Annotated in this window: 19 protein-coding genes; 5 read left to right on the top strand and 14 right to left on the bottom strand. The window is 49.2% G+C overall.

What is annotated here, in order from left to right:
* Positions 1–8: 8 nt before the first annotated feature.
* From H141_RS0116440 to H141_RS0116425, 3 genes are all read right to left on the bottom strand, one after another.
* Positions 9–1,186, bottom strand: a protein-coding gene (locus tag H141_RS0116440; protein WP_157610843.1) for an IS3 family transposase whose coding sequence is annotated in 2 segments (ribosomal slippage) — positions 9–919 and positions 919–1,186 — 1,179 coding nt in all. Because the reading frame shifts where the segments join, the coding sequence is not laid out codon by codon here.
* A 43-nt stretch (positions 1,187–1,229) separates the two neighbouring features.
* The gene (locus H141_RS0116430; RefSeq protein WP_019677381.1) at positions 1,230–1,436 is read right to left on the bottom strand and encodes a YfbU family protein; all 207 of its coding nucleotides are present in this window, start codon (positions 1,434–1,436) and stop codon (positions 1,230–1,232) included.
* 25 nt (positions 1,437–1,461) lie between these two features.
* The gene (locus tag H141_RS0116425; protein WP_019677380.1) at positions 1,462–2,322 is read right to left on the bottom strand and encodes an HNH endonuclease; all 861 of its coding nucleotides are present in this window, start codon (positions 2,320–2,322) and stop codon (positions 1,462–1,464) included.
* 381 nt (positions 2,323–2,703) lie between these two features.
* Between H141_RS0116425 and H141_RS0116415 the strand changes: the two genes are divergently transcribed.
* Positions 2,704–4,146: an IS1182 family transposase gene (locus H141_RS0116415; RefSeq protein ID WP_026349514.1), complete on the top strand. Its 1,443-nt coding sequence runs from the start codon at positions 2,704–2,706 to the stop codon at positions 4,144–4,146.
* 200 nt (positions 4,147–4,346) lie between these two features.
* On the opposite strand, the gene H141_RS0116410 is transcribed toward H141_RS0116415, so the two are convergent.
* The 11 genes from H141_RS0116410 to H141_RS0116360 form a co-directional block, all read right to left on the bottom strand.
* Entirely contained in the window at positions 4,347–4,802 is a 456-nt protein-coding gene (locus tag H141_RS0116410; protein ID WP_019677377.1) for a hypothetical protein, read from the bottom strand.
* A 214-nt stretch (positions 4,803–5,016) separates the two neighbouring features.
* Complete coding sequence (locus H141_RS0116405; protein ID WP_019677376.1) at positions 5,017–5,319, bottom strand: YciI-like protein; 303 nt, start codon at positions 5,317–5,319, stop codon at positions 5,017–5,019.
* A 2-nt stretch (positions 5,320–5,321) separates the two neighbouring features.
* Entirely contained in the window at positions 5,322–5,765 is a 444-nt protein-coding gene (locus H141_RS0116400; protein ID WP_019677375.1) for a nuclear transport factor 2 family protein, read from the bottom strand.
* A 158-nt stretch (positions 5,766–5,923) separates the two neighbouring features.
* Positions 5,924–6,433, bottom strand: coding sequence for a prepilin-type N-terminal cleavage/methylation domain-containing protein (locus H141_RS22035; protein ID WP_019677374.1), 510 nt, complete (start codon positions 6,431–6,433; stop codon positions 5,924–5,926).
* 164 nt (positions 6,434–6,597) lie between these two features.
* Positions 6,598–7,356 carry an SDR family oxidoreductase gene (locus tag H141_RS0116390; protein ID WP_019677373.1) on the bottom strand — a complete coding sequence of 253 codons (759 nt, stop codon included), beginning with the start codon at positions 7,354–7,356 and terminating at the stop codon, positions 6,598–6,600.
* A gap of 260 nt (positions 7,357–7,616) precedes the next feature.
* The gene (gene mmsB / locus H141_RS0116385; RefSeq protein ID WP_420834577.1) at positions 7,617–8,513 is read right to left on the bottom strand and encodes a 3-hydroxyisobutyrate dehydrogenase; all 897 of its coding nucleotides are present in this window, start codon (positions 8,511–8,513) and stop codon (positions 7,617–7,619) included.
* Between the two features lie 23 nt (positions 8,514–8,536).
* Entirely contained in the window at positions 8,537–9,673 is a 1,137-nt protein-coding gene (locus H141_RS0116380) for an enoyl-CoA hydratase/isomerase family protein (protein ID WP_240473138.1), read from the bottom strand.
* 5 nt (positions 9,674–9,678) lie between these two features.
* Positions 9,679–10,452 (bottom strand): enoyl-CoA hydratase, encoded by a 774-nt coding sequence (locus H141_RS0116375; protein ID WP_019677370.1) that lies wholly within the window; start codon positions 10,450–10,452, stop codon positions 9,679–9,681.
* A 180-nt stretch (positions 10,453–10,632) separates the two neighbouring features.
* A complete protein-coding gene (locus H141_RS0116370) occupies positions 10,633–11,790 on the bottom strand; it encodes an acyl-CoA dehydrogenase family protein (protein ID WP_019677369.1) in 1,158 nt (385 codons plus the stop codon).
* A gap of 176 nt (positions 11,791–11,966) precedes the next feature.
* The gene (locus H141_RS0116365; protein WP_019677368.1) at positions 11,967–13,463 is read right to left on the bottom strand and encodes a CoA-acylating methylmalonate-semialdehyde dehydrogenase; all 1,497 of its coding nucleotides are present in this window, start codon (positions 13,461–13,463) and stop codon (positions 11,967–11,969) included.
* A gap of 246 nt (positions 13,464–13,709) precedes the next feature.
* Complete coding sequence (locus H141_RS0116360; protein ID WP_019677367.1) at positions 13,710–14,915, bottom strand: thiolase family protein; 1,206 nt, start codon at positions 14,913–14,915, stop codon at positions 13,710–13,712.
* Between the two features lie 277 nt (positions 14,916–15,192).
* On the opposite strand from H141_RS0116360, the gene H141_RS0116350 reads away from it, so the two are divergent.
* The 4 genes from H141_RS0116350 (at position 15,193) to H141_RS0116335 (ending at position 19,585) form a co-directional block, all read left to right on the top strand.
* The gene (locus tag H141_RS0116350; RefSeq protein ID WP_019677365.1) at positions 15,193–15,597 is read left to right on the top strand and encodes a MerR family transcriptional regulator; all 405 of its coding nucleotides are present in this window, start codon (positions 15,193–15,195) and stop codon (positions 15,595–15,597) included.
* A gap of 34 nt (positions 15,598–15,631) precedes the next feature.
* On the top strand, positions 15,632–16,801 hold the full coding sequence (locus H141_RS0116345) for an isovaleryl-CoA dehydrogenase (protein ID WP_019677364.1): 1,170 nt from the start codon (positions 15,632–15,634) through the stop codon (positions 16,799–16,801).
* A 1-nt stretch (position 16,802) separates the two neighbouring features.
* On the top strand, positions 16,803–18,410 hold the full coding sequence (locus H141_RS0116340) for a carboxyl transferase domain-containing protein (RefSeq protein WP_019677363.1): 1,608 nt from the start codon (positions 16,803–16,805) through the stop codon (positions 18,408–18,410).
* 350 nt (positions 18,411–18,760) lie between these two features.
* The gene (locus tag H141_RS0116335) at positions 18,761–19,585 is read left to right on the top strand and encodes an enoyl-CoA hydratase/isomerase family protein (RefSeq protein ID WP_019677362.1); all 825 of its coding nucleotides are present in this window, start codon (positions 18,761–18,763) and stop codon (positions 19,583–19,585) included.

Below are 19,585 nucleotides of genomic sequence, written 5' to 3'. Positions count from 1 at the left end.
TGTAGTGGTCAAGTAAAATTGGCCACGGTTTTATAGTAAAGCCAGTATCTTTTCTCTGACTCATTTGGTGTTAAACCGCCGTTATACTGATGCGGCCTCAGTTGGCTGTAATAGCCAGTGATATAGCTCACCACAGACGCGGTTGCCTCAATTAGCGAGCCATAACCTGTTACCGGTACCCATTCCGTTTTAAGGCTCCGGAAGAAGCGTTCCATCGGGCTATTGTCCCAACAGTTACCACGCCGACTCATACTTTGTTTAATTTGAAATCGCCACAGCAACTGTCTGTATTTCCGGCTTGTGTAATGACTGCCCTGATCACTATGGAACATGACATCCTTAGGTTTGCCTCGTACCTCCCAGGCCATACTAAGGGCTTTGCCGGTCAGTTCACTGTCGGGTGAGTATGACATCGCCCAGCCAATCGGTTTACGCGCAAATAAATCAATCACAACAGCCAGATAGGCCCATCGGTTACCACTCCAGATATACGTTACATCGCCACACCAAACCTGATTTGGTGCAGTAACAGCGAATTGCCGCGCCAGATGATTTGGGATGTCCACATGCTCTTTTACGGCCTTTTTATAAGCATGACTTGGCAGTTGGCAGCTGACTAAATCCAGCTGCTGCATCAGCTTTCCAGCACGATAACGTGATAGCTTAACGCCTTGAGCCGTTGCCATATCAGCAAGGCTGCGAGCGCCTGCTGAACTGTTACTGGCGTTAAACAGCTCGCGTACTTTGCTTTGTTCAATCACGCGCTGTGGATTAATCTGGCCACGACGCGACGACCACGCTTTATAACTGCTGCGATGAACGTTAAAGACCTCACAGAGTAAGGTCACGGCATAGCTCCGCTTGAGGCTCTCGATTATCGAGAAGTGTTCAGCGAGTCCGACATCAAGAGAGCGGTAGCCTTTTTTAAGATTTCTTTCTCCAGCTCTATCCGTTTGATTTTCTTCTCTAACTCACGGATTTTAATCTGGTCTGGCGTCATCGGTGAGGCTTTAGGGCTGTTACCTGCGCGCTCATCCCGTAACTGTCGCACCCATTTATCCATGGTCGATTTACCGACATTCATTACATCGGCTGCCTTGGAAACGGTATAACCCTGGTCAACTACTAACTGGGCCGCTTCAAGACGAAATTCAGCGCTAAAAGTAGGTCTGGTTTTCTTATTCATAGTGTCACCTAATCATCTATGAGGTGTATGATAACACCTCTAATCAGGTGGCCAAATTTAGTGTGCCACTACACTTGCATTCCTCTTCGGAGAGACCATCACTGATATTCTCGGTCAGCCAAGAGTAGTGAAGCTCATACCCGTTTTCGAGTGCCTTTCTATTCTTTGCGTAATAATCTGCTTCTTCAGGATAAAGCTTCTCCAGAATAAGAAGTTGATTGATTAACTCGTATCGCTTCAATTTATCCATGAAATATCCTTGATATTGTAACGTCTCAATCAGCCGACGCGTTATTGGTCGGCTGTATTGACTTGTTCAGCTTTTCCACTCGCTCAGCTAGCTCTTTTCGGAATTGAACTGCACTCTCTCCAAAGTGTGCCTCTCGATGGTGGTTTGGGCATAAGGCTACTACGTTATCAACTGTATCACTGCCATTATCTGATAGCGGTTGAATATGGTGAGTTTCCAAATATACGGAGCCTGATAAGGTTTTAAATCCTTCTTGACCACACCACTCACAGAATCCGCCCGATCTCTTCAAAATATAACTTCTAACCTGCGGGCTGCGTTCATAAACTGACGTCATTGATTCTCTTTTCTTCGCTTCGCCAGCAGGTACACCTTCTATACTGAATTGATCAATGAACAATTCGGTTGGTTCACCGCGAACAAGAACACAATCACCGGAATCTGTATAGCTCTTTACATACCATTTCTCGCCATCAAGAAGTCGTCTATCTGCACTCGACTTAGTAGCATTTGAATCTCTTCTTCCACCATCACAAATTATTACTCTTACAAGCCAATTAAGCCGAGCTGCTTTTTGTAGAGAAAAATCCATCTTTGTTGCGCGGCGAGACTGAGGTGAACTCGCAGCGTTTTTTGCTATATCTCTTAAGTTAAGTTTTTGAACAATCTCGCCATCTTGTACTGACAGGTTTTCATACCAAAGATTAAGAACAATGACTTGCTTACTGTGATCCTCGTATGACCATTCATAGCAATACTTTGGATTCGATGCGGCTTTCTCCACTCCACCCTTAAAGTTTGCCCAGTCGCTAACATCTATTCCAGTAGATTCAACTAGATCCATAACCCTAAGACGATCCGATGGTTTCAAGAACTCTATATCCATTTAATCCTCGATCTGAGTTGAATGCTTATTCGGCGGAAAGCTCCGTATTTAAACACGGATTTTTCCGCCTTCGTAAATATAATGTGTAGAACACTACATCGCTTTTTCATAACAGACAATAGGTTATAGGTACAATTGGTATTTGCATTTTCTTCAAATACGGATTAAGCCGTCTAATAAAAGGTGGCGATGCTCTGATGCGGACATGATATTTTTATAGTGCCCAAACGTCTGCTATTGGCACAGGCTGTGTGAAAACTGCTGATCACCTTTTGGTCTAAGCAACAGATTTATATGATCAATCATTCTTGATAAATCAGCGCAGTTAGCTGCCACTTTACTAAAATTAATAGCATACGAATTAGAACAAAGTGTGCTGATATGACCCACCATATTAAAGGCCAAGGCAGACATCAAGTAACCTTGCTCCCTGAAGCGCTGGATGACTTCGTTACTGAGGATAACCCTGTCCGAGTAGTCGATATCTTTGTTGATGGACTACAACTTGACACTCTTGGCTTCGAGAGAGTTAGCGCAAAACAGACAGGACGTCCCGGATATCATCCGGCTACCATGCTGAAACTGTACATTTATGGATACCTCAACCGCATCCAATCCTCCCGCAGGTTAGAGAAAGAAACGCATCGCAACGTTGAGCTGATGTGGTTACTTGAGCGGTTAACACCTGACTTTAAAACCATCGCAGACTTCAGGAAAAATAACGGTAACGGTATCAAGAATGCTTGCCGGGCTTTTATCGACCTGTGTCGGCAGATGCAAATGTTCACGGATGTGCTTGTTGCCATCGACGGCAGCAAGTTCAAAGCGGTAAACAGTAAATCTAATAACTATACCCCCAGCAAAGTTAAAGGCCACATCGAAAGAGTTGAGAAAAGTATCAGCTTATATTTGAATAAGCTCGATGATGCCGACAAGAGCGCAGAGCTTGAAGCAAAAGCAGATTTAACAGCGACTAAACTGGCATGGCTCCAAAGGCGTTTAGAAGAGCTAAAGCAAGTCCAGCAGGAAGTGGAACAACACCCTGATAAGCAGTTATCACTAACAGACCCAGATTCGCGGTTGATGAAGATAAACAATGTTAACCGTCAGGTTAGCTATAACGTTCAGACCGCCGTGGATGCTAAGCATCATCTGATTGTTGCCCATGAAGTGACAAATACACCTGACCGTGGACAACTAACGGCGGTAACGAAATTGGCGCAAGATGCTGTTGGCAAGGCCGATATTACCGTACTGGCTGACAAAGGCTATTACAGCCGGAGTGATATTAAAGCAGCTCAAGACTTAGGAGCCACAGCCCTGGTGCCAAAAGGTGATACCTCCGGCGCTGACCGTAAAGGCCTTTTTAACCGTTCCTTGTTCAAGTATGACCGAGAAAAGGATGTCTATATTTGTCCGGCTGGCAGCGAGCTTCAGAATAGATTTACGGTAGTTGAGGATGGTTTAGAGCTACAAATGTACTTTAACTGTATCGCATGTCGTGATTGCAGCCAACGATCAAAATGTACCACATCAAAACGTGATCCCAGACGTATCCGGCGCTGGGTTCATGAAGCTGAAATGGAAGACATGCAGTCCAGGCTTGATGCATCACCACAAACAGCAGTTATCCGAAAGCAAACGGTAGAGCATCCGTTTGGAACAATTAAAATGTGGATGGGTGCGACTCACTTCCTGATGCGACGATTTAAAAACGTCAGCACCGAAATCAGTCTACATGTACTGGCCTATAACCTGAAACGGATGATATCAATCTGGGGTACTGAAGGACTAGCCAGTAAGCTGCAAGAGCACTGGGGCTAGCGGCTATAGGCACTTTAGCCCACTGAAAACCATGCGATAGCACCGAATGCCCCCGCTTTTAAAGCCCCCAAACCGACAGAAAACAAATCAGAGTGTATGCGGTCAACACCAGAGAAATTCTTACATCACAGGCCTGGGATAATACTGAGATGCTACAAAAAACGAGTTTTTACACAGCCTGGGCACTAACCGGCAATACATTATTTCCTTAAGAAAGTAGTAGATAACTCAAAAAGCCTATTAAATTGCTGTTCATTAATTCCGAATTTTTTTAGCGGGATAGTCTCTGCTATATCCATGCTATCCGCAGCGAATTTGAGTACTTTCGTGTCAGGCGATAAGTTAAAACAAGCTATGTCGGCCCATGAATAGGACTGAATGCCTGATGCCGGGTCACCAAATTTAATACCAGCGGCGCCAGCAGCAAAAAGGCGTTGTTGCCTGACTCCGATTTGTATAGTGCTTACCAACGCTATTGCTGGCCCCATAGCTATAATGGCAATCAATTTACCGGAGCTTTGTAAATCTAAGTTAAGAATGTCTGGCAAGTATTTGTAACCAAGATATGTAGTGGCCCATATGACAACATTCGCCAATAGGATTTTTATTACTTTCTTACCCGTAGTCTGACCCAATTCTCGAAGTTCAAATTCCATTTTATAATTTTTTAGGTGATTGGTCGTTTAAAAGCAGATTACCTAGCGAGAGGAGCAACGTCAATTATTGGCACTGAGCAGCCTTTTCTGAACCTTATTTTATTGCTGGCGATAAACTAGCCGAAGCACAGCTGCATTCCTTTAACAGAGTGAACAGCACATTGCTTCAACCGCGCTACGTAATGCTATTTTGCCACTGGCACTGGCTCGCTGCCTATGTTGTTACCGGGTTGGCCGCGCCCTCACCTACTACCGTATGCCAGGGTTTAACCTGCCAGCTTTTTACCAGGCCGTTTACTACGTAAGGGTCAGCTTTAGCAAACGCGGCCGGAATATCGGCATTGTCGCAACGAAACAGCAGTAGTGCGCTGTCTGCTGGGTCACCCACGGCGCCACCAAGTAATAGCTCGCCGCGTTCAGCGGCTTGCCATGCCAGTGCCAGATGGGCGGAGCGAAATTCTGCTCGGCGTTGCAGATAATCGGCAGCGGTGTGGTATATCAATAAATAGTGGTTCATTACTATTCCGCTTTCCTGGTCGCCTGCCAATTCACTGCCTGCCAGTTACCATTTTTGCGGATAAAAGTACCGCTGTTTAAAAAGCGCAGCGTTTCGGTGTCTGAGGTGGCTACCAGGGTAAAAGCGACTACGGCAGTGTCGCCGTATTGCAGAATTTGCACATCTTCGCTGCTGTAGCGCATGCCTATTTCATCTGCTTTTAGCTCGCCACGGCTGTTTACGGATTGCATCAGCTCAGCTTTACCAAAGCGGGTGCCGGCGGAGCTGGTGTATATCAGCTCGTCAGCCCAGTATTTATTATGAATAGCCGGATCATTACGGGTGGCGCCGTCTAAAAACTCGCTAAGCAGTGCAGTAAGTTCGGCTTTGTCATCAGCGATAGCAAAAGTTGGGGTAAGTAACGCTGATGTTAATACTAGCGTAGCAAGCAGTAAGCTGGTTTTCATGGTAGGTCCCTGTTGAATACCCCTCATCTTTCAATGATTTTGGGTATGGCTCTTATTGTAAAAGTTAAGCTACCACACAATTTGAATAAGCCAATAAAAAAGCGCCTTAACTTTACTAAATAGCAAAAGTACAAACGCTTTTAATATGTATTTTTTAATTAGCAGCCACTGGTTGTATAAGTTATTGTTGGCTCTAATCCTGCGCTGCCTGGTGGCCGATAGGTCAGAAAACACGCGGTTCGGGTTATCGGGATATTATTATTAGTTACGCCGCTGAAGCCCGCCAACGAGGCGCGGGTAACATGTAATGCGACACCGGGAAAAATATCAGAATAAGCCCAGTCATCACCAAGCTCGAGTGCATTAGAAACACCGGTCGTTCTGTTACCACTGGGATAGCCAAATACGGTGGCAATATCGTCAGCGCCGTCACCGTCTAAATCAACATTTGCCGTTGCATCAGCCTGTACATTCTGAATAATGGCTTTAGCGTAAACCAGATTAGCAGCATCCAGCATCGCACCACCCAACCCTTCCAGTACAGCCTCATTGCTATCTGAGCTAAGGTTAATAAAACGCGGAGCAGACACTACCGCTAACACGCCCAGAATAACAATCACTATGATCAGTTCTATTAAGGTAAAGCCGTTATTCAATTTCTTTGTCATCACGATACTGCTCAATGATTTTCCTAAATAAAATACAACGCTATGCTGCCAGCCATCAAGGTACATTAGCAATAGTTTTCTTTAAAAAAGTCAATTAATCTTAATAACCTATACAAAAACAAAAAGACGCCGCAGCGTCTTTTTTAGCATCCAAAGCGTGCAGCTTACATGCTGATGCCGCCGTCTATTTCTACTACCCGGCCGGTGAAAAAGTCGTTTTCGAAAATGTACTTGGCGGTGTGAGCGATTTCGCTGGCTTCGCCTAAGCGGCCTACCGGTTTCATTTTCTCTAAGCGGTCGCGCGCTTCTGGCTTCATCGCGTCGGTCATGGCGGTACGGATAACGCCAGGGGCGATAGCACCTACCCGAATACCAAAGCGGCCAAGCTCACGGGCCCAGGTTACTGTCATCGCTACCACACCGGCTTTAGAGGCGGCATAGTTAGTCTGGCCCATATTGCCGCCACGGGCGACGCTCGACATATTAATAATAACGCCTTTGGTACCGCGCTTAACCATAATAGCCGCCGCTTCACGGCCACACAGGAAAACCCCGGTTAAGTTAACGTCGATAACAGACTGAAACTGCGCCAGCGACATTTTGCTAACCAGCTCACCGTCTTTGTATTTCAGCAGCAGGCCGTCACGCAAAATGCCGGCGTTATTAATCAGGCCGTCGATGCCGTCAAAATCGCTGTCGATTTGGCTAAAAGTGTCTTCAACCTGGGTTTCATCAGCCACGTTGGCACTATAAGTATGCACTGTCGTTGTGTCCGAAAGCTCAGCCTTGGCCGCAGCTAACTGCTCGGCATTCATATCAATTAATGCCAGTTTGGCGCCCTCAGCAGCGCACATTCGCGCCATTTCCAGGCCCAGGCCCTGAGCCCCGCCGGTAATTACAATGGTTTTGTTTTGCAGCTTCATTCATTTCTCCGTAGCCGCGATTACTGCGTACATTTTTTCTGTGACACGCCATAAACCATCCATGGGGCTCGGTTCCGGCCATCCATGGCCTTCAACGGTCACTGAAAAAAGTACATCCGTACTCGCTTGATACTTCTCAGTGAGCAAGTGCGCAGAATTTTTCTGCCGGGACCGTGTTTTTCATGGATGAAAAACAGGAGCCTACAGGGACGTATTTACGGCGTGTCCCGGAGAAAACATTCGGGGTACTTGCGTGTTATTTAATCGGCTTTAGCAAACATCTTAAAAATACTGGAGAAATCCAGTTTGCCGTTGCCGGCCTGCTGATGTTTCACGTATAAACTATGCGCCAACTCACCTAATGGGGTGTTGCTGCCGCTATGATTGGCCGCTTCCAGCGCCAGGCCTAAGTCTTTGGCCATCAGGTCGACCATAAAGCCGCCCTGATAATCGTTTGACGATGGCACATTGTCCATCACCCCCGGACAAGGGTTGTATAACTCCAATGTCCAGTTACGACCCGAGCTTTTCAGCATAATATCTGACAACACTTTTGGATCGAGGCCATTATTAATGCCCATTTGCAGCGCTTCAGAAGTGCCCGCCATTAAAATGCTCAGCAGCATATTATTACAAATTTTCGCTACCTGGCCTGCGCCAATAGCTCCGGCATGGAACAGGTTTTTACCCATATTGCTAAGGACAGTGTGGGCATTTTGAAAGTCCTGGCTGGCGCCACCGACGATAAAAGTCAGGGTGCCGGCTTTAGCGCCGCCTACTCCGCCGGAAACCGGTGCATCGATAAAGGCGATGCCCTGCTCAGCTAAGCCTATGCCTACCGTGCGGGCACTTTCGGCATCGATGGTAGAACAATCAATAACCAGTGCCTGCTTGCTGATAGCACTGGCAATGCCCTGTTCACCCAGATACAAGCCGATGACATGCTTACCCGCTGGTAGCATCGAAATAACATAGTCGGTGCCCGCAACCGCCTCTCTGGCGGAATCGGCAACTTTAGCGCCTTCCGCTTTTATCTGCGCCAGCGCCGCTTGGGATAAATCAAACGCGGTAACATCGTGGCCGGCTTTTAATAAGTTAGTGGCCATTGGGCCACCCATGTTTCCTAAACCAATAAATGCAACTTTAGCCATTTTCAATTCCTTGCAGTTGTCTTGCTAATTTAACTATCCAACAAGCCTAAATCTTTTAACGGGTGCTCATTGTCCGGCCAGGGTGAGCTAAACAACAGCTCGATAACCTCGGCAGGCACCTCTGCCACGCTTGGGTACTGCCACTTCGGGGTTAAGTCTTTATCAATTAACAAAGCCCGCACCCCTTCCTGAAACTCGCCCAGCTGACCACATTGCACACTAATGCCCAGCTCCAGCCGGAAACTGTCGGCGAGGATTTTGCTCTGGCCCAGTTGCAACAGCTTAAACACTATATGAGCAGTGATCGGGCTGCCATAGGCCAGCGACTGTTTAGCTTTAACCAGCCATTTATCGTCGCCCTCAATGGCATTAATAGCGCTGATCACTGCAGGTAAACTGTTAATCTCATGCAATCCGGTAATGGCGCTTTGATGCGGCCGGATCTGGCTTAACGGCATTTTATTGCGACACTGCTCTTCCGCACCGCGCAGCATATCTGACAGCTTCTGATGATTCAGCGCGACAGTCTCGCCCCATTTTACCGTTAATAGTTTATCTACCAGGCTGGCCTTTTCTTCGTGTAGCAAAAAGTAATCTGCCAGATGGATAAATTTGGCATCGGCAGCATTAATCGACGCGCCGGTTAAACCCAAAAAAATGCCACAGCCCGGTGGCATCCGGTTTAAAAACCAGCTGGCACCAACATCAGGGTATAAGCCAATCGCCATTTCCGGCATGGCGATGCGGCTGGTTGCCGTCACAACCCGGTGCGACGCCCCGGCCATCAGGCCTAAACCACCGCCCATCACAATACCATTGCCCCACACCAGCACTGGTTTATCAAAGGTATGGATCAGATAATCGAGGGTATATTCTTTGGTGAAAAACTCTTCCACGTAGGGGTGATAATAATCCGGGCTTTCTTTCATCGCCTGATATAAATCACGGATATCACCACCGGCGCAAAACGCTTTATCACCGGCACCTTGCAGCAATACCATCGCTATGTTTGGGTCTTCTTTCCACGCCTGCATTTGCGGCAGTAACGACTCGACCATCGGCAAACTTAACGCATTTAACGACTTTTCCGAGTTAAGGGTAGCAACCGCAATTTTCTTGCCATTGTCAGCCGTAAGTTCCTGATATAACACTACGTCTGTACTCATGCTCATCACCCGTTTACCCAGTTGGCCTGGCGTTTTTCTAAAAAGGCCTGCACGCCTTCAACCTGATCTTTAGTGTCGAATAAGCCGACAAACAACTCACGCTCTAACGGCAAGGCTGCATTAATATTGCCCGCACGGCCCTGCTGGATAAGCTTTTTACAGGCGGTTACCGCCACCGGGCTTTGGCCAGCCACTTTATCGGCCAGCGCCAGGGCTGCGTCTAACACCGTGCCTGTGGGTACCACTTCTTCTACCAAACCAATTTGCAGCGCTTTTTCAGCATTAAGCCGCTCGCCGCATAAAATCATCCGCTTGGCCCAGCCCTCACCGACCAACCAGGCCAGGTTCTGGGTGCCGCCAGCGCAAGGCAGTAAACCTACTTTCGCTTCAGGTAACGCCATTTGTGCTTGCTGTTCAGCAATCCGGATATCACATGCTAATGCTACTTCTAAACCGCCGCCCATCGCGTAGCCATTAATCGCCGCAATCGACACACCACGAAAGGCACTCAAGGTTTCAAAAGCTTCGCCAAAAATACGCGCCATATCGCTCGCCACGGCTTTATCGCCATCGGCAAACAGTTTTAAATCAGCGCCGGCTGAGAAGAATTTGTCACCTTCGCCGGTAATTACTAACGCATAAATGTTTTTATCGTTGTTCAGGCTGATAACCGTGTCGCGCAACTCGGTTAAGCTGGCGTGGGTCCAGGTGTTGGCTGGCGGGTTTGCCATGGTGATAAGCGCCGTATTACCGCGCTTTTCCAGTTTTAATTGAGCCATTCCAGTCTCCTTTGATAGCGTCACTTAGCAAGTGAGCTCGGAGAAACAGCCTTGTCCACAGCGACACGCTATAAACCATCCATGGGGCTCGGTTCCGGCCATCCATGGCCTGCAACGGTCGCTTTAGAACAAGGCTATTCCTCCTCCAGTGTTAATTCACTACATTAAATCAGATACTTGTTACAGAATGTCGCCTGCAGCTTCATCCAGTAACCGCCGGCCGATAATCAACCGCATAATTTCATTGGTGCCTTCCAAAATCTGATGCACCCGCACATCACGGAAATGCCGCTCCAGTGGGTATTCCTTAATGTAACCATAACCACCGTGCAGCTGCAGCGCCTGATCGCAGACCTGAAAGCCAACATCAGTGGCAAAGCGCTTGGCCATAGCGCAATAAGCAGTGGCTTCACCGTCTTTTTCATCCAGCTTAAACGCCGCTAAGCGCACTAACTGGCGGGCAGCCACTAACTCGGTGGCCATATCGGCCAGTTTAAACTGCAGCGCCTGAAACGCCGCCAGGGGCTTACCAAACTGCTGACGTTCCAGCATATAGTTACGGGCAGTGTTCAACGCCTGCTGTGCGGTACCAATGGAACAAGTGGCAATATTAATCCGGCCACCGTCCAGGCCTTTCATGGCAAACCCAAAGCCTTCGCCTTCATTGCCCAGCAGGTAATGCGCCGGAATACGCACATCTTCAAAAGTAATTAAGCGGGTTGGCTGAGCGTTCCAGCCCATTTTCTCTTCCGCTTTGCCGTAAATGACCCCTTTGGCATCAGCCGGCACAATAAAGGCCGAAATGCCTTTCGGACCGGCTTCACCGGTACGGGCCATTACTACTAATACTTCGGTCTCACCGGCACCAGAGATAAACATCTTCGAGCCGTTTAGCACATAATCACTGCCATCTTTTTTGGCAGAAGTACGCAAGCCAGCGGCATCTGAGCCTGAACCCGGCTCAGTTAAGCAGTAAGACGCCAGTTTCTGGCCGGAAACCAAGTGCTCTACCCACTGCGCTTTAGCATCACTGGTACCCCAGGTTGCTATCATCCAGGTGGCCATATTGTGAATAGTCAGCATGGCGGTAGTGGCAGTACAGCCCATCGCCAGTTGTTCGAAAATAATAGATGAGTCTAAGCGGGATAAACCCATGCCACCGTCATCTTCGGCGGTATACAGCGAGCAAAAGCCCAGCTCACCGGCTTTTTGAATCACGTCTTTTGGGAAGTGATGATCACGATCCCACTGCGCTGCATGTGGCGCCAGCTCTTGTTCGGCAAACTGTTTGGCCACATCAACAAAGGCTTGTTGGTCTTCTGTTAAATTGAAATTCATTTATATACCTTTTCAGGTTGTGGTGTCACTGCACCTTATAATTTTGTTCAAACCATCTGGGGCTTGGCAGCATACTTTACACGCCGACACGCTATAAACCTTCCCTGGGGCTCGTTTCCGGCCATCCCTGGCCTCCAACGGTCGGCTTAGTAAAGTCTGCCACCCGCCTGGATACGTTAACGCAGGTTAATCGACATATTAGGGCCTGATACCGGAATATCGTCATCAAACCAGCGGGCAGTAATGGTTTTGGTCTCGGTATAGAAACGCACCGCCTGCTTACCATAAGCATGCTGATCACCATAAAACGAGCCTTTCCAGCCAGTAAACGAGAAGAACGGCAGTGGCACTGGAATTGGAATGTTAATCCCGACCTGACCTACTTCCACTTCATGCTGATACTTACGGGCTGCAGCACCGCTGGCAGTAAAGATTGAAGTACCGTTACCGTAGGGGCTGTCGTTAACTACTTTTAATGCTTCAGCCAGTGAATCCACCTGCATAGTGGTTAATACCGGGCCAAAGATTTCCTGCTTATAAATTTCCATCTCGGTGGTGACATTACTGAACACAGTCGGGCCAACCCAGTTACCGTTCGGATAGCCGTCCACTTTGCAGTCTGAACCATCCAGCACGCAAGTGGCGCCTTCTTTTTTACCCTGTTCAATTAATGACAACACCCGCGCACGCGCTTGCGGGCTGATTTGCGGGCCGTAAGCCGCGTTCGGGTCGGTGTACACGCCCGGGCGTACTTTGCCAATGGCAGCCGCCACGTCCGGGATCCACTCAGCTGCCGCACCAACAAACACCGCAACTGAAATCGCCATACAGCGCTGACCGGCTGCACCAACGGAAGCACCAACTAAAGCATTAACCACCTGCTGCTTATTGGCATCGGGCATAATCACCATATGGTTTTTCGCACCAGCAAAAGCCTGTACCCGTTTTAAATTGTCGGTACCGGTTTTGTAAATGTACTGGCCCACGTTAACTGATCCGACAAACGAAATGGCTTTAATATCCGGGTGGTGCAAAATAGCATCTACCTGCTCTTTGGCGCCATGCACAACCTGCAATACGCCTTTCGGCGCACCAGCCTGCACAAACAGTTCGGCAATTTTGTTAACCGTCATCGGGTCTTGCTCAGACGGTTTTAAGATAAAGGTATTGCCACAGGCAATGGCCATCGGGAACATCCACAATGGGATCATTGCCGGGAAGTTAAACGGGGTAATACCGGCACAGACGCCTAACGGCTGAATGTAGCTGTAAGTGTCAATGCTGCGCGCGACGTTTTCAACGGTTTCGCCCATCATTAATGAGGGAATATTGGCGGCCTGCTCAACCACTTCGATACCACGCCAGACATCGCCTTTGGCGTCTTCAACGGTTTTACCCAGTTCCTGACAGATAATGTCGGCAATTTCGCCCTGATGCTCTTTTAATAAATGGGCAAAGCGCATCATTAAGCGCGCGCGCTCTGATACCGGCACTTCTTTCCAGGTTAAAAAAGCGGCTTTGGCCGACTCTACTGCCCGGGTCATTTCTTCAGGCGTGGCGCAAGGTACCTGGGCTATCACTTCCTGGGTTGCCGGGTTGGTGACAGGGATCAGTTTGTCACTGTTTGAGGTGACGAACTCGCCGTCGATAAAATGCTTAACCTGTTGTGTCATATTGCTTCTCCCGGTTGTTAGGGGGTGTTGCCAGCGTGGTAATAGATCTAATTATTAAAATAAGCTGGCACACGGTAATTTAAAGCTGATTTATTAAGTGCAACGTTTATTCAATAAAACGTTACCGGTTGCAACTCCCGTTGTGCTCGCCACAGCAACTCAGATTTGTTGCACAAATCTTCAGACACTCTGTGGCTGCGCTATCAGGTTCCCAACCTCACTCCTTATTTCTTATACTGCTCTGATTTACAGAACTTCAACTGCTAAGGCAACGGCTTCACCGCCACCAATACACAGCGAGGCTACGCCTTTGCTCAGGCCGCGGTTACGCAGTGCATGAATAAGGGTAACCAGAATCCGGGCGCCTGAAGCACCTATCGGGTGGCCCAAAGCGCAGGCACCGCCGTTAACGTTTACTTTGGCGGCATCCAGGCCCAGCTCGTTAATCGCCAGCATAGTTACCATGGCAAAGGCTTCGTTAATTTCCCATAAATCGACTTGTTCTTTGTCCCAGCCGGCCTTTTGCAATACTTTTTGCATCGCACCAACCGGGGCAACGGTAAACAGCACCGGTTCCATTGAGTTAGTGCTGTGCGCCACAACGCGGGCCAGAATGGCAGCGCCCTGTGCTTTGGCATCCGCTTCGCGCATTAATACCAGTGCTGCCGCTCCATCTGAAATAGAGCTGGAGTTCGCCGCAGTAATGGTGCCGTCTTTGGCAAAGGCCGGGCGTAAACTGGGAATTTTATCCAGTTTGGCATTGCCTGGCTGCTCATCGACCTTAAAAGTCACTTCACCTTTACGGGTCTGAAAGCTTAACGGGGTAATTTCGGCGTCAAAGGCACCGCTGGCAATCGCTTGCTGGGCACGGGTAGTGGATTGCACCGCAAAGGCGTCCATCTGCTCGCGGGTTATGCCTTTTTCATCTGCGGTACCCTGGGCAAAACAACCCATGGCTTTGCCGTCGTAGGCATTTTCCAGGCCGTCCAGCATCATATGATCTTTAATTTCGCCATGGCCCATCCGGTAACCGCTGCGGGCTTTGGGCAGTAAATAAGGCGCATTGCTCATCGACTCCATACCACCGGCTACCACCACATCGGCACTGCCGGCTTTCAGTAAATCGCTGGCCAGCATCACGGCTTTGAGGCCTGAGCCACACACTTTATTGATAGTGGTAGCACCGGCGCTTAATGGTAAGCCCGCTTTTAAGGTGGCCTGGCGCGCTGGGGCCTGACCTAAACCGGCTGGCAGCACGTTACCCATAATCACTTCGCTGACTTTATCGCCGCTGATACCAGCCTGCTCTAACGCTGCTTTAATGGCAGTTGCACCCAGTACGGTGGCGTCAACGTCGGTTAGCCCGCCCATAAAACCGCCCATGGCGGTGCGCTTAGCGGCAACAATTACGATATTGTTTTGCTGGTTGTGTTCTTTATTGTCAGAAGCCATTTCGCTCTCCTGTATAAGGTTGGCCTGAAAAGATGCCCAAGAGCCTACACCAAATTTACGTTTACGCCAACGTCAACCATCTAGCACTATGGTAGTGTCGGCCGCTTATAGTTCGGGAAATGGTTCAATAAACTGTACAGTCGGACCAGCAAAATCTGGCATTTTTGCTTTACAAAGCCAGCCAAATCGCCTGTTTGTCCATTTTCAGCGCCAGGCATCAGCTTTACCTTTACGTAAACTTCACTTATAGTTGATGGCGTTTTTCGGGAAGGCAGTCATGACAGAAAAAGAAGAAAAAACCTACAGTATCAGCGAGCTGGCTAAAGAGTTCGACATTACTACCCGCAGCATTCGGTTTTACGAAGATCAGCGGCTGCTTACGCCATTGCGCAATGGCCAGACCCGCATTTACAGCAAACGCGACCGGGTTCGGCTAAAGCTTATCCTGCGCGGTAAGCGGCTTGGTTTCAGCCTGGCCGAAACCGGCCAGTTATTTGAACTATACGACGCCGATAAAAGCAGCGTTACCCAATTAAACACCATGCTGAAGTTAATCGAGCAGAAGAAAACCGAACTGCATCAGCAACTGGACGACATTAAAGTGGTGCTAATGGAGCTGGTTACCGTTGAAAAACGTTGCCGCGACACCTTAGCCGACGCCAAACAATCCAAAACTGTTTAAGCAGTTTTCAGCACACAGCAAACGGGGATTTACCATGATTAGCAGTTATAAAGGCCTGAACTTCGATTTAGGCGAAACCGTCGATATGATCCGCGAGCAGGTCAATGCCTTTGCCCGCGAAGAAATAGCACCACGTGCTGAACACATTGACCAGGTTAACGAATTCCCGAATGAGTTATGGCGTAAATTTGGTGACTTAGGCCTGCTGGGCATTACCGTTGATGAAAAATACGGTGGCTCTGGCCTGGGTTATTTAGAGCATGTTGTAGCATTAGAAGAAATCAGCCGGGCCTCGGCTTCAGTTGGCTTGTCTTACGGCGCCCACTCTAACTTGTGTGTTAACCAGATTTTCCGCAACGGTACTGAAGAACAAAAACTGAAGTACCTGCCTAAGCTGTGCTCCGGTGAGCATATCGGTGCCCTGGCGATGAGTGAACCCAATGCCGGCTCAGATGTGGTTAGCATGAAGCTGCGCGCTGAGAAAAAAGGCGATATGTACATTTTAAATGGCAATAAAATGTGGATCACCAACGGCCCCGACGCCGACACCTATGTCATTTACGCTAAAACCGACATTAACGCCGGCAGCAAAGGCATTACTGCTTTTATTGTCGAGCGCGGCACTAAAGGGTTCAGCACCGCGCAGAAGCTGGATAAATTAGGGATGCGTGGCTCTAATACCTGTGAGCTGGTATTTGAAGACTGCGAAGTACCGGCCGAAAACGTACTGGGCCAGATTGGCGGCGGCGTGAAAGTATTAATGAGTGGCCTCGACTATGAGCGCGTGGTACTGGCAGCCGGCCCACTGGGTATTATGCAGGCTTGTATGGATGTGGTAGTACCTTATATTCATGACCGTAAACAGTTTGGCCAGGCCATTGGTGAATTCCAGCTGGTCCAGGGCAAGTTAGCCGATATGTACACCCAGATGAATGCGGCTAAATCTTATGTTTATACCGTAGCCAAAGCCTGCGATCGTGGTGAAACCACCCGCAAAGATGCCGCTGCTGTTATTCTGTATTCGGCCGAGCTGGCGACCAAAATGGCGCTGGATGCCATCCAGTTGTTAGGCGGCAATGGCTATATAAACGAATACCCTACCGGCCGTTTACTTCGCGATGCCAAGTTGTATGAAATTGGTGCCGGAACGTCAGAAATTCGCCGCATGCTGATTGGCCGCGAGTTATTTACCGAGTCGAACTGATATGACGAAAATCAGCAGCAAAATTAATCCGCGTACTGAAGAATTTCAGAAAAACGCTGAGGCGATGCAAGCCGTAGTGGACGATCTGAACAGTAAAGTACAGCAAATTAAACTCGGTGGTGGTGAAGCATTAATTGCCCGCCACACTGCCAGGGGCAAATTGTTTGTCCGTGAGCGCATTCAGAAACTGCTGGACCCGGGTTCACCCTTTTTAGAAGTGGGCCAGTTTGCCGGCTGGGAATGTTATGACGACTACGTGCCAAGCGCGGGGGTAGTAGCGGGTATTGGCCGGGTTAGTGGTGTTGAGTGCATGATTGTCGCCAACGACGCCACCGTGAAAGGCGGTACTTACTATCCGCTTACCGTAAAAAAACACTTACGGGCGCAGGAAATCGCCGAACGCTGTCACCTGCCTTGTATTTATCTGGTGGACTCAGGCGGCGCGAACCTGCCACGCCAGGATGATGTGTTCCCCGATAAATTGCACTTTGGCCGGATCTTCTTTAATCAGGCCAATATGTCAGCCAAAGGCATACCGCAAATTGCGGTGGTAATGGGCCTGTGTACCGCCGGTGGTGCTTATGTGCCGGCAATGGCCGATGAAAGCATTATCGTTAAAGAGCAAGGCACTATCTTCTTAGCCGGCCCACCGCTGGTTAAAGCCGCTACCGGTGAGGAAGTCTCAGCCGAGGAGCTTGGCGGTGCCGACGTGCACTGTAAAATCTCCGGCGTGGCCGATCACTATGCGTTAAATGACGAGCACGCGCTGCAACTGGCCCGCAACGCGGTATCACGTTTAAACCGCCCTGCGCCAGCGCCAATGGATGTAAAAGCGCCACAAGAGCCGCTTTATGACGCCAAAGAGCTGTACGGCATTGTTGGTACTGATCTTCGCAAGCCATTTGATGTCAAAGAAGTGATTGCCCGGATTGTTGATGGCTCAGATTTTGACGAGTTTAAGCAGTATTACGGCGCGACCTTAGTCTGCGGTTTTGCGCGCATCTTCGGCTATCCGGTGGGCATTGTCGCCAATAATGGGATTTTATTTTCTGAGTCGGCGCAAAAAGGTGCTCACTTTATTGAGCTGTGTGCCCAGCGCAAAATTCCGCTGCTGTTTTTACAGAACATTACCGGCTTTATGGTCGGCAAAAAGTACGAAGCCGAAGGTATCGCCAAACACGGTGCCAAAATGGTAATGGCAGTAAGCTGTGCCAAAGTGCCGAAATTTACGGTGTTAATTGGCGGCAGCTACGGCGCAGGTAACTATGGTATGTGTGGCCGCGCCTATGACCCAACCATGATGTGGATGTGGCCGAATGCCCGCATTTCGGTGATGGGTGGCGAGCAGGCTGCCGGGGTAATGGCGCAGGTCACTAAAGATGGTTTGGCCCGTAAAGGCGAAACGCTGTCGGCCGAAGCGGAAAAAGCGCTGAAGCAGCCGATTATTGAACAGTACGAGAAGCAGGGACACCCCTACTACGCCAGCGGTCGCTTGTGGGATGACGGTATTATTGACCCGGCCCAAACCCGGATGACAGTGGGTCTGGCGTTGGCGGCAGCACTTAATGCGCCAATTGAAGAGACTAAGTTTGGTGTGTTTAGGATGTAGTTAATTGCAAGGTGCTTTAGCGGTTATCGAAGCCGCTGTCGCTCCGTGCATTTTTTCTGCGACACGCCATAAACCGTCCATGGGGCTCGGTTCCGGCCATCCATGGCCTGCAACGGTCTCAGAAAAAAGCACATACGCTTGCTGGTACGCCGATAGAGGCAAGCGCACAGTACACTTTGACCAGAACCGTGTTTTTCATGGATGAAAAACAAGAGCCCCCATGGAGGGGTTTACGGCGTGTTCTGGCAAAGTTGTGCGGCGCGATTGCCGGTTTATATGAGCCAAGCTCGCAGCAACCGCGATATCGGAGAGAGATAGTCTCAGGTTGCATTAACACTTTCGGAGAAAAGATGAACCAGGTTTACACCCAAGTCAGTATCGACCAGCGCGGCGTGGCCAGCTTAACGTTAAACCGGCCCGAAGTGCACAACGCCTTCGATGATCTGATGATTGCCGAGCTTATTCAGGTACTCGACCGGCTGGCTGCTAATCCGGACGTACGGCTGTTGTTGTTAAACGCCAATGGCAAAAACTTCTCTGCCGGTGCCGATTTAAACTGGATGCGCTCGATGGCCGAAAAAAACTATCAGCAAAATCTGGACGACGCTAACGAGCTGGCCATGTTAATGCACAAGCTGGATAAATTCCCGAAACCGACAGTTGCTGTAGTGCAAGGTGCAGCTTTTGGTGGCGCAGTGGGACTGGTGGCGTGTTGTGATATCGCCATTGCCAGCGACAACGCCAGTTTTTGTTTAAGCGAAGTGAAAATTGGCCTTATCCCGGCGGTGATCAGCCCCTATGTCATGCGCGCCCTGGGCGAGCGGCAAAGCCGGCGCTACTTTTTAACCGCCGAGCGCTTTAGTGCCGATACGGCTAAACAGCTGGGTTTACTGCATGAAGTGACCAGTGCCAGTGAACTGACCGAAAAAGCCGACGCGCTTATCGACGGCTTGCTGCAAAACAGCCCGGCGGCAATCAGCGCCGCGAAAACCCTGATCCATAATATTTATAACCGCAAAATCAGCGACAATATGGTGGCTCACACAACCCAGGCCATTGCTGAAATTCGGGTCTCAGCAGAAGGTCAGGAAGGCCTGGGTGCTTTTCTGGAAAAGCGCCGCCCCAACTGGTTGCAGAATAATGCTCAGGCAAACGCCAAGCTAAAGGACAAATAA

Origin of the sequence: Arsukibacterium perlucidum DSM 18276 (assembly GCF_000382165.1) — a bacterium.
Classification (GTDB): Bacteria; Pseudomonadota; Gammaproteobacteria; order Enterobacterales; family Alteromonadaceae; genus Alishewanella; species Alishewanella perlucidum.
Note: the sequence above shows the minus strand (reverse complement) of the source record. Positions and strands in the feature narration are given on the sequence as shown.

Excerpts from the sequence above, each read along its gene's own strand:
- H141_RS0116370 (WP_019677369.1), bottom strand. The coding sequence starts at position 11,790 with ATGAATTTCAATTTAACAGAAGACCAACAAGCCTTTGTTGATGTGGCC.
- H141_RS0116345 (WP_019677364.1), top strand. The coding sequence starts at position 15,632 with ATGATTAGCAGTTATAAAGGCCTGAACTTCGATTTAGGCGAAACCGTC.
- H141_RS0116425 (WP_019677380.1), bottom strand. The coding sequence starts at position 2,322 with ATGGATATAGAGTTCTTGAAACCATCGGATCGTCTTAGGGTTATGGAT.
- H141_RS0116430 (WP_019677381.1), bottom strand. The coding sequence starts at position 1,436 with ATGGATAAATTGAAGCGATACGAGTTAATCAATCAACTTCTTATTCTG.
- H141_RS0116380 (WP_240473138.1), bottom strand. The coding sequence starts at position 9,673 with ATGAGTACAGACGTAGTGTTATATCAGGAACTTACGGCTGACAATGGC.
- H141_RS0116415 (WP_026349514.1), top strand. The coding sequence starts at position 2,704 with ATGACCCACCATATTAAAGGCCAAGGCAGACATCAAGTAACCTTGCTC.
- H141_RS0116335 (WP_019677362.1), top strand. The coding sequence starts at position 18,761 with ATGAACCAGGTTTACACCCAAGTCAGTATCGACCAGCGCGGCGTGGCC.
- H141_RS0116390 (WP_019677373.1), bottom strand. The coding sequence starts at position 7,356 with ATGAAGCTGCAAAACAAAACCATTGTAATTACCGGCGGGGCTCAGGGC.
- H141_RS22035 (WP_019677374.1), bottom strand. The coding sequence starts at position 6,433 with ATGACAAAGAAATTGAATAACGGCTTTACCTTAATAGAACTGATCATA.
- H141_RS0116375 (WP_019677370.1), bottom strand. The coding sequence starts at position 10,452 with ATGGCTCAATTAAAACTGGAAAAGCGCGGTAATACGGCGCTTATCACC.
- H141_RS0116405 (WP_019677376.1), bottom strand. The coding sequence starts at position 5,319 with ATGAACCACTATTTATTGATATACCACACCGCTGCCGATTATCTGCAA.
- H141_RS0116360 (WP_019677367.1), bottom strand. The coding sequence starts at position 14,915 with ATGGCTTCTGACAATAAAGAACACAACCAGCAAAACAATATCGTAATT.
- H141_RS0116340 (WP_019677363.1), top strand. The coding sequence starts at position 16,803 with ATGACGAAAATCAGCAGCAAAATTAATCCGCGTACTGAAGAATTTCAG.
- H141_RS0116350 (WP_019677365.1), top strand. The coding sequence starts at position 15,193 with ATGACAGAAAAAGAAGAAAAAACCTACAGTATCAGCGAGCTGGCTAAA.
- H141_RS0116365 (WP_019677368.1), bottom strand. The coding sequence starts at position 13,463 with ATGACACAACAGGTTAAGCATTTTATCGACGGCGAGTTCGTCACCTCA.
- H141_RS0116410 (WP_019677377.1), bottom strand. The coding sequence starts at position 4,802 with ATGGAATTTGAACTTCGAGAATTGGGTCAGACTACGGGTAAGAAAGTA.
- H141_RS0116400 (WP_019677375.1), bottom strand. The coding sequence starts at position 5,765 with ATGAAAACCAGCTTACTGCTTGCTACGCTAGTATTAACATCAGCGTTA.